The following is a 1,787-nucleotide window of genomic DNA, read 5'->3' as shown; positions in this document are numbered from 1 at the left end:
CGTGGTAAGCTGCATCCGTGGGGACCCCCTCTCTTCTGGAGTGGTCCCCACATTTTTACTCGTCCAGTCTCACATGTGTCTGTCCGGGTTCAGGGGGGCCGTGGGGGTAGGCCTCTGGTATCTTGACGGAAAGACTTCCCCTCGTTAAGCTAGTTTTTGCGTGCGGGGGCGATTAGCTCAGCTGGTCAGAGCGCACGCCTGATAAGCGTGAGGTCGGTGGTTCAAGTCCACCATCGCCCACCACAGCAGGTCCCCCGGGGAGATTCCCGGGGGGTTCTTGTTGGAAGTGCTCGCTGGGCGGTTTTCCCAAGCGCCCATGACCAAAGCAGCCAAGGTAGCCCCGATGCCAAAGGCAGCCATGGTCCAGCCGTATTCCAACTCGCCTAGCCCTAACCTTCCCCGGACCAAGCCCACGGTGCCCACCAATACCAGGGCCCCGGACACCGCGGCCGAAAGCCCTAGGAGCAGGGCGTAGCGCAGGGGGCCATCCCGCCACAACCAGAGGGTTCCCTCCCGAATATCGCCCAGGGGTCTGGTGGGAGTGTTTTCCCGTTCCACCCGGAGGCTTGCCGGCAGGGTAAGGATGAGTAGGGCGGAGAACAAGAAGGTTATCCCGTTTAGCGGAAAGCGACCAGGCTATAAGGAACCTTTCTGAGGCCTCCCTGAAGGGGTTGCGGAAAAGGGGGAGGGACCTCAGGCGGCCAGGAAAGGGGAAAAGGTCTCCTGGGGTCCTGGGAAGGGGGATCCTGGAAAAGAAGCCAAGCTGAAGGCAGAGCTTGGAAGCCGCTCATCTACAGCTACTGTTAGAGCTGGAGCGCCTATCGCTATAATACCTAAGGTCTTGCCACTGATAGTAGTAACCTGCCCAGGCATAGCTTTGGCAATTTGTGTTGCCATAAGCTACGCTCATGCATTGGGAGAAGGGCCATCCGGAATCGGAACAGGGTGGGGGCCAATCATTACCAGCCCTCGCCGAGGTCCTTGTCTCCACAGACCCCCAGATGATTGAGTTTGTGCTACAGCTCGCTGTGGCATAGGCCTTGGCTCCAGGTGAGGCGGTAGTAGGCATAGCAGAGGCCGCCAGGCTACATGCGGGGAAAAAACTTTGTGGCTCAAGGTTTGAAACAAGAATGTGGAAATTTTCTGGGCCGACCATCATTCCCCCACCTGGAGCCCTAAGCTGCGCAGGCAATTCCTGCTCCGGAAGGCTTCCGGGATTAACGCCCTGCTTCATTTGCTTTACTATCTCCTTCAATTTTACTCGAAGCGCCTGACGATCGCCTTCAGTCAAGGGGAGGGGGAAGCGGCTCAACAGGGCGTACTCTAAGATTTTGACTACTCGATCTTCGTCGGCCCAATTGGTATACTGCTCCTTCACAAAAGCTATCTGTTCATTCCAAAACTCCTTTTCTTCCTCACTTGCAGCTCTAGCCGCCTGATCTCGGGTAAAGGTCTCAAATCGCTTCACACCTTCTTCTGTAAAGAGGGGCGGGGTGTATTCTAGGTTAACTCCCCCCTCTTTTATCTGGTAACGCATTCCAGGAGCAAGCTCCACCCAATCTCCCTTGTCTTGCGGACCGCCAGGCGTCCCACTAGACATGGAGTTTGCACACCCGTACAACAGCATGGAAAGCGTCATGACCAGCAGAGCCAGAACCCTCGTCATATCTGAACCTCCTTATTTAATGATACCCCCCCTTTCGGTTATTCACTCCGAGGCCCTTCACGCTGCCACCCTGGCCACCCAGGTGGGAGGCAAGCCCTCCCGGGCTAGAACTTGGGCCACA

1 protein-coding gene and 1 tRNA gene are annotated in these 1,787 nt (G+C 56.9%); one reads left to right on the top strand and one right to left on the bottom strand.

What is annotated here, in order from left to right; all coding sequences use genetic code 11:
• Window positions 1-166: 166 nt before the first annotated feature.
• A tRNA-Ile gene (locus F604_RS0111555) sits at window positions 167-243 on the top strand.
• Window positions 244-787: 544 nt separating this feature from the next.
• Here F604_RS0111555 and F604_RS12970 read toward each other — a convergent pair.
• Window positions 788-1,666: a hypothetical protein gene (locus F604_RS12970; RefSeq protein WP_155984186.1), complete on the bottom strand. Its 879-nt coding sequence runs from the start codon at window positions 1,664-1,666 to the stop codon at window positions 788-790.
• Between the last annotated feature and the right edge of the window lie 121 nt (window positions 1,667-1,787).

The sequence above is a fragment of the Thermus scotoductus DSM 8553 genome (assembly GCF_000381045.1).
Classification (GTDB): Bacteria; Deinococcota; Deinococci; order Deinococcales; family Thermaceae; genus Thermus; species Thermus scotoductus.
This window is presented reverse-complemented; position numbering and strand designations above follow the sequence as displayed.

Coding starts and splice junctions, on each gene's coding strand:
- F604_RS12970 (WP_155984186.1), bottom strand. CDS start 1,666: ATGACGAGGGTTCTGGCTCTGCTGGTCATGACGCTTTCCATGCTGTTG.